Raw genomic sequence first — 6994 nt, 5'->3', positions numbered from 1 at the left:
CCCGACGAGGAGTGCGGCCCGCGGCCGTCCGTACGGTCAGTTCCCGCCGGTGAAGTAGTTGTGCAGCCCGGGGATCGTCAGGGTGCCGCCGAACTGGCCCGCCTGGGTCACCTTGACCTTGGTGAAGATGGCGAAGGGCACGTTCAGCGGGGGCGGTGCCTGGGGGCTGAACGTCACCGGGATGAGGCCGAAGAGATTGCCCTTCAGCTCCTCGGTGTACATCGTCACCTCACCGTCGCGGATGGTGGACTTGGAGCCCTTCCGCGCCTCCACGTGGGCCGTCGTCCCGACCGGGCCGACGGTCTTCTGGTGGAGGTTGTCGATGTCGATGGAGCTGGCGGTGAACTTCAGCACCTTCTTGACGGTGCCGTTGTACGTCTTCACCTCGACGATGCCCTTGTAGTCGAGCCCGCTGAGGGTGAGCGCCGAACTCTCCAGGATCCACGGGTCGTCCGGGAGGAGCGGGACGCCGGTCTCCAGGTCGGCCGCGGCCAGTGCCTCGGCGTCGAGGGTCGGGCAGGGGAAGGGCTGCTTGGCGCCGTCCGGGACGTCCGTGTCCTTCTTGGCGTCGAGGCCCTTGACGCTGTCGTCGAGCTCCTCGACCTTCTCGCCCGCCTTGCCCGCGGCCTCGCGGATGGCGTCGGCGGTCCTGTCGGCCGCCCCCTTCGCGGCGTCCCCGGTCTTCGCGGAGTCCGCGGTCTTCCCGGTCTTCGCGGCCGGCTCGTCGGCGGGTGCGTCCGTGCCCTTGGACGCCCCGGGCTCCGGGGAGTCGGTGGCCGGCTGGGAGGGCGGGGTGTCCGCCTCCTTGTCCGGGATGCCGAAGAGGTCCCTCAGCGCGTCGCCGACGCCCAGCGGGTCGAGCGGGTTCTTCGACTTCGTCGGGGTGGGCGAGGCGCTCGGCTCGGCGGCGTCGGCCTCGGCCGGCTCGGCCGCGGACTTCGCCTCCGGCTTCGCCGCGTCCTCGGCGGACGGGGTCCCGGAGGGCTTCGGGGCCGTCGTGGCGTCGTCCTTCTTCCCGTCACCGGACTGCGTGGCGGACGGGGACGGCGAGGCGGACTTCGAGGCGGCCGGCGAGGGCGACTCGCTCGGCTCGTCGGAGCGGGTGACGCAGGGTCCGGGCGCGAACGGGATGTCCGGGTTGTCGTCGGCCAGCGCGAGCTTGGGGGTCAGCCCCATGCCCACGAAGACGGCCGTCGGCATCGCGGCGAGCGCGAACGCCTTGCCCGCCGGGATGTGCAGCTTCGTCAGCAACGACTTCCGGGGGGCGGCGTGGCGCGGTCCGCTTCTGGTGCCGGGGCGTTCCCCGGCCGAGTTCAGTTGCGTCTCGTCACCCCTCACGGTGCCTCCCGCCATCGGCCTCGACTGTCGTGTCGTACTGCTCCCGCTGCTGTGGCACCGCCGCCGCGCCGTGGAACCCGGGTCCGGGCTCCTGCGCCCCGACGCCGGACATCGCCCCGGCCTTCTCCGCCGCCGCGTCCACGGCCGCGGGCTCGCCCGGGGCCCACGAGACGGAGAGCGCGCCGCCCAGCATGGCGAACAGGAAACCGACCAGGAAGCCGCCGAGGTTGGCGACCGGGATCGAGATCAGCGCCAGCAGGATCGCGGCGACGCCCGCGAACACCCTCACGATGTGGTGGAACCACATCGTGAGCCCCAGCGTTATCAACAGGACCCCGATGATCAGGGACCCGGCACCGGCGGTCGTGGACATCGCCAGCGTGACGTTGCCGAGGTGCATGTTGGCGTACGGGAAATACGCGATGGGAAGGCCGCCCACCATGGTGAACAGGCCCGCCCAGAACGGCCGATTACCCCGCCAGGCGCGGAATCCGCGCCGGAAGGCGGTGAGGTAATGCTCGTTCTGCCCTGTGGACTCGGGGCTCATGAAAAACAGCTCCCTGGAACCGGTACTGCTGTGAGAAGTGAAAGGGTGGGTGGCCGGAGCCCCCTCGGGGATGCTCCGGCCACCCGGCGGGTGCCTAGTAGCACTCCTTGACGCCACTGTGCAGCCGCAGGCTCAGGTTGCTGAGCTTGAACGTACCGGCCGTGGTCGCCCATGCCGTCTGCTTCACGTTCTTCAGCGTCACCGACTCGGCGCGCTGCGCGAAACCGTTCGGGTTGACGGCCTTCTCGGTACCGGCCTGGATGCCGGGCTTGCCCATGGCACCCGCGGCGACACCGATGTCGATGTTCTTGAACGACGCGTCGGCGTCGAGCTCGGCGACATCGAGGTACAGGTTGGTCGCACGGACCGGCTTCGCCGGGTCCGTACCCGCCTTCAGCTGCAGCGTGACGGTGCCGAGGCCGAACGGCAGGCCCGGCGTGACCACCGACTGGCACATGTTGGTGATCGTGGCCTTGCTGAAGCCGGACACGGCAACGGCGTGAGCCCCGTTCTTGCCCTCGGGGTCCATACCGGTGGCGACCGAGCCGTACTGGACGAAGTCATGGCCGACGAGCTTGTCGGTGCTCACCTTGAAGCTCTGGCCGGACACGCTGAAGGACGCCGCGAGGGCACCCTGCGCGAGACCGACACCCACCGCCGCGGTCGCGACGACGCTCGGCACCATCACCAGAGCGAAACGCTTCCATCTGGTGCCGCCACGAACCTGGGAACTCATTATTTTCCTCCTTCTCGGACGTACATCTCCGGTCCGGGCCTGGGCCCGTCCTGGGATGGGAGAAGTGCTACGTCCTCGGCAAGGAGAGCGCCCGCGCACGGAGGCAGGAACCGCGTCCGAATCACCGGCGATCACCCCCGAGCGACAACCACCGGCCGCGCGTGCGCGCGGCCTGTTTCGGACAGGCCCTGCCGGACGACAGGAACCCCCCTGCCCGGAGCCGACGCCACTGCCGCCGGCCCACTCGGTGGGGAACCAACGGGGCCGCCCGCGCCGACTGGCAGCCGGGCTGGCGTCATTGGACCGAGCGTGGCCGATCGTGGTGCATTCCCGCCCGTGGCACAAGGGGGTTCGTTACTCGCTAGTAACGACCCGATAACCCTTGCTCGACCCCCTGATACCGCCCGGCCACACAGGGTGGCACCGGGCCAACGGGCAAAAGGGGGCAATGACATACCGGCGCGGACAGATCTCCGCACCCGATTTACTGCGAGTAACAGGCCCCTGCTTTATCAAGATTTGGTAAAGCAGGGGCGTCTCTTATCGTCCGCTCGCGAAAACGGCCGCGGTTCCCGGGCGGGTACCGCGGCCGCTTGTCACATCAGAACAAGACCCGCGCCAACGCCGTCCGTGCGGCCATGACCCGCGGGTCGTCGGGGCCGATCACCTCGAACAGCTCCAGCAGCCGCACCCGCGCCGCGTCCCGGTCGTCCCCGAAGGTGCGCCGCACCGTCTCGACGAGCCGGCCGAAGGCGTCCTCGACATGACCGCCGACCAGATCCAGGTCGGCCGCGGCGAGTTGGGCCTGCACGTCGGCCGGGTTCGCGGCGGCGGCCTCCCGGACCCGCTGCGCGTCCATCTCCTTGACCCGGGACAGGAGTTCGGCCTGCGCGAGACCGAGCTTGGCCTCCATGTTGGCCGGGTCGTCGGACAGCACGTTCCGGTAGGCCTGGACGGCACCGGCGAAGTCGTCCGCGTCCAGCGCCTGCGCGGCCGACGCCAGCAGGGCGTCGTACGGGCCGGCGGGAACCTCGGCGGGCTCCGCGGCGTCGTCGGCGGCGGCGTCCTGGTCGACCGCGATGCCGGTGAGACCGAAGCGCTCCTCGCCGACCTGGATCAACTGGTCCAGCGTCTGACGGATCTGGGCCTCGGGGGCCGCGCCCTGGAAGAGCGGGAGGGCCTGCCCCGCGACGACGGCGAAGACCGCCGGGATGCCCTGGATGCCGAACTGCTGCATCAGCATCTGGTTGGCGTCGACATCGATCTTGGCCAGCACGAAGCGGCCGCTGTACTCACGGGCCAGCCGCTCCAGGAGCGGACCCAGCTGCTTGCACGGCTCGCACCACTCGGCCCAGAAGTCGATGACGACCGGGACCTCGGCGGAGCGCTGCAGGACATCGCGCTCGAAGCCCGCCTCATCGACATCGATCACCAGGGCGGAGGGCGGTACGGCACCGCCGCCACCCTGCCGGGCGGCCTCGGCCCGCGCCTGCTCCGCCTTCACCTTGGCCTCACCGGCCGCCTTCACCGCGGCGAGGTCGACGACGCCGCTCATGGACATGTTCCTAGGCTGCATGCGTACATCCTCCCCCCTCGGTGCGCCGATCCGGAAAGCGATACCGGAACCACGCCCGTCCGCCGCCCCCGCCGGTGTGCGGGGCGTGCGGACGAACACGGTCCCAGGGGCCCCTGAACGGCCCTGTGCGGCACCGGGTCCCCACCCGGAGCCTTGTGGCTGTCAATCGGTTGCGGCGTTCACGACGGCACGGCCGCCGTCCTTACGCTACGACCCGTAGCGTAACTGTCGCACCCCCGTCGCGCACAGGTGCGACCGGTGATCTGTCTCACGGTCCCCGGGGCCGGTCCGCTGTACTTACTGGCGGGTATGGTCGCGGCATGCTGAGCCGCAGCCACCCCAAACCCCCTCGAACGGGACGCCCGCGCAGTGCCGCCGCCGACGAGGCGATCCTGGAGGCGACCCGGGCCTCCCTGGTCGACCTCGGCTGGTCGAAGCTGACGATGGGCGACGTGGCGACGCGGGCCGGGGTCGCCAAGACGACCCTGTACCGGCGGTGGGCGGGCAAGAACGAGCTGGTCGTGGACGCCGTCGCGGTCCTCTTCGACGAGCTGGAACTGCAGGACCTGGGCAGCCTGTCGGCCGATGTGCAGGCGGTGGTGCTCCAGTTCGCCGCACTGCTGGAGCGGCCGGAGACCCGTACGGCACTGATGGCGGTGGTCGCGGAGTCGACCCGCGACGAGGCGCTGCGCGCGCGCATCCGCGACTCGATCGTCGAGCGGCAGAAGCGGCTGGTGCTCCAGGGGCGCCAACGGGCCCAGGAGCGCGGGGAGTTGCCCGTGGAGAACGACGCGGAGGCCGCCGCGACCACCGCCGACCTGATCTTCGACGTGATCGCCGGTGCGGTGGTGCACCGGGCACTGGTGAGCGCCGAGCCCGTCGACGAGGACTGGGCGCGGCGCTTCACCGTGCTGCTGCTGGCGGGACTGGGGGCGGCGGCCTCCCACTGAGCGGCGCCGTGATCGAATGACCGGAAGGCGCGGGACGGGCCGGCCCCTCCACGGCGGCCTCGACCGCGGCTGCCTTCACGAGGGCCGCGCGGGGGGACTGCGGTTCCCACGGCTTTCCGGTTCGCTGGAGCGGGGCCTTCCCGAGTGGCGCTCAGCCCTTGTCCGCCCGCTGCTCCGGAAGCCCTCCTTGATATCCACGTCCCGTACCCCGCGCCCCTCTCCCCGTTCCCCGGAGTCCGGGACGCCGTCCGGTGCGTCCTTCGCCGGCTCCGCGCGTCGCCGCACTCTCGTCTGGCTGATACCGATGGTGTGGACCTTCGCCTTCGGTCTGTGGGGGCTGGCGCGGCAGAACAGCGTGTGGCGGGACGAGGCCGCGACCTGGCAGGTGGCCCAGCGGTCCACCGCCGAGATCTGGCACATGCTGGGCAACATCGATGTCGTGCACGGGTGCTACTACCTGCTGATGCATGCGCTGTTCGAATGGTTCGGCCCCAACACCACCACCCTGCGGCTTCCTTCGGTCGTCGCCACGGGCGTGGCGGCGGCCTGCGTGGCGGTCATGGGCCGCCGGCTCGCCGGTACGTGGGCGGGGCTGGCCGGAGGAATGGCCTTCGGGCTGCTTCCGGCGGTGCAGTTCCACCTCCAGGAGGGGCGGCCGTACGCCCTGGTCGCGGCCGGGGCCGGGATCTCCACCCTGCTGCTCGTGACGCTGCTGCAGGGGCGCGGCCGCACGGTGCACTGGGCCACCTACGGCGGCGTGGTCGCGATGAGCGGTCTGCTGAACTGGCTCTCGCTGCTGATCCTCCCGGCGCACCTGGCCACGCTGGCCTGGAGCGGGGCCCGGCGCACGGTGTGGAAGCGCTGGGCCGTCGCGGCCGCGGGTGCGACGGCCGCCGTGCTGCCGCTGATCGTCTTCAGCCGGAGCCAGGCCTCGCAGGTCTCCTGGATACCGCCGCTGACCTGGCACATGCTCATCGGCCCGGCGGTCCTGCTGGCGATCGGCGGGATCGGCGCGCTGCTGGACCGGCCCCGGGCGAGGCGGCTGTCGGTGTCGGCCGTCGCGCTGCCGCTGCTGGCGGTCCCGCAGCTCGGCCTCGTCGGGCTCTCGCTGGTGCGGCCGCTGTTCCTGGACCGCTACATCCTCTTCAGCCTGCTGGGGCTGGCGCTGCTGATCGGCACGGCGGTCGGTGCGGCGGTACGGGCGGTGGGGTCCCGGCGTCCAGGGGCGGCGCCGGCGGTCCTGCCCGTGGTGCTGGTCGTGGCGATGGCGGCGCTGCTGCCCCAGTCCCTGGCCAAACGGTCCCCCTCGAGCCGGGTGGACGACGTCCTGGCGGTGGCCTCGGAGGTGCGGCGGCTGCAGCGGACCGGGGACGCGGTGGTCTTCGTCCCCACGTTCCGCCGGGACACCAGGGCGGTCTCCCCGGACGCCTTCTCCGGTCTGCGGGACATCGCCCTGGCACGGAGCCCGGAGGAATCCGGCACCCTCGGGGGCGTGGAGCTGGCACCGAACCGGATCCGTACGGCGATGCTCGCCGAGCGCCGCATCCTGCTCGTGACGGACACCCCCCGGGCGGCGAGCGGGTCGGCGACCGCACGGGACCGGGTGAAGACCTCCGTGCTGAGGAAGCACTTCACGGCCGTGGCCGACGAGCAGGTCCGCGGGCGCAGGGTGACGGTGTACGAGAGGCGCCCCGCCCGCGGGTGCGGCCCGGCGGCCCGAAGCGCCCGGGGCGGGGCGGGGGGGCGGGGCCCGGGGCCCGCGCCCCCCCCCGGGGCGTTGGCCTGGGCCACACCCGGTGGGTCTTAGGTGGCCACCCCACCACCCCCCGCGGCGCCCCGCCCACCCA

6 protein-coding genes are annotated in these 6994 nt (G+C 71.8%); 2 read left to right on the top strand and 4 right to left on the bottom strand.

The window, feature by feature from the left end; all coding sequences use genetic code 11:
• Positions 1–36: 36 nt before the first annotated feature.
• The 4 genes from ACFCV8_RS34935 to ACFCV8_RS34920 form a co-directional block, all read right to left on the bottom strand.
• Positions 37–1338 carry a hypothetical protein gene (locus tag ACFCV8_RS34935; RefSeq protein WP_376689544.1) on the bottom strand — a complete coding sequence of 434 codons (1302 nt, stop codon included), beginning with the start codon at positions 1336–1338 and terminating at the stop codon, positions 37–39.
• Positions 1328–1885, bottom strand: coding sequence for a DUF6114 domain-containing protein (locus ACFCV8_RS34930; RefSeq protein WP_376689543.1), 558 nt, complete (start codon positions 1883–1885; stop codon positions 1328–1330). Before ACFCV8_RS34930 ends, ACFCV8_RS34935 begins: the two co-directional genes overlap by 11 nt.
• A gap of 94 nt (positions 1886–1979) precedes the next feature.
• Positions 1980–2621, bottom strand: a complete 642-nt coding sequence (locus ACFCV8_RS34925) for a DUF6230 family protein (protein WP_376689542.1) — start codon at positions 2619–2621, stop codon at positions 1980–1982.
• A 601-nt stretch (positions 2622–3222) separates the two neighbouring features.
• A complete protein-coding gene (locus ACFCV8_RS34920; protein ID WP_376689541.1) occupies positions 3223–4197 on the bottom strand; it encodes a tetratricopeptide repeat protein in 975 nt (324 codons plus the stop codon).
• 320 nt (positions 4198–4517) lie between these two features.
• Here ACFCV8_RS34920 and ACFCV8_RS34915 point away from each other — a divergent pair, with 320 nt between their 5' ends.
• Both ACFCV8_RS34915 and ACFCV8_RS34910 read left to right on the top strand, forming a co-directional pair.
• Entirely contained in the window at positions 4518–5147 is a 630-nt protein-coding gene (locus tag ACFCV8_RS34915; RefSeq protein ID WP_376689540.1) for a TetR/AcrR family transcriptional regulator, read from the top strand.
• 304 nt (positions 5148–5451) lie between these two features.
• Positions 5452–6954: a glycosyltransferase family 39 protein gene (locus ACFCV8_RS34910; protein ID WP_376689539.1), complete on the top strand. Its 1503-nt coding sequence runs from the start codon at positions 5452–5454 to the stop codon at positions 6952–6954.
• The last annotated feature ends 40 nt before the right edge of the window (positions 6955–6994 follow it).

Source organism: Streptomyces sp. NPDC056347 (genome assembly GCF_042262625.1).
GTDB lineage: Bacteria > Actinomycetota > Actinomycetes > Streptomycetales > Streptomycetaceae > Streptomyces.
The sequence above is the reverse complement of the archived record's forward strand: the minus strand, read 5'-3'. Positions and strand labels throughout refer to the sequence as shown.

Coding starts and splice junctions, on each gene's coding strand:
- ACFCV8_RS34930 (WP_376689543.1), bottom strand. CDS start 1,885: ATGAGCCCCGAGTCCACAGGGCAGAACGAGCATTACCTCACCGCCTTC.
- ACFCV8_RS34925 (WP_376689542.1), bottom strand. CDS start 2,621: ATGAGTTCCCAGGTTCGTGGCGGCACCAGATGGAAGCGTTTCGCTCTG.
- ACFCV8_RS34920 (WP_376689541.1), bottom strand. CDS start 4,197: ATGCAGCCTAGGAACATGTCCATGAGCGGCGTCGTCGACCTCGCCGCG.
- ACFCV8_RS34915 (WP_376689540.1), top strand. CDS start 4,518: ATGCTGAGCCGCAGCCACCCCAAACCCCCTCGAACGGGACGCCCGCGC.
- ACFCV8_RS34910 (WP_376689539.1), top strand. CDS start 5,452: ATGGTGTGGACCTTCGCCTTCGGTCTGTGGGGGCTGGCGCGGCAGAAC.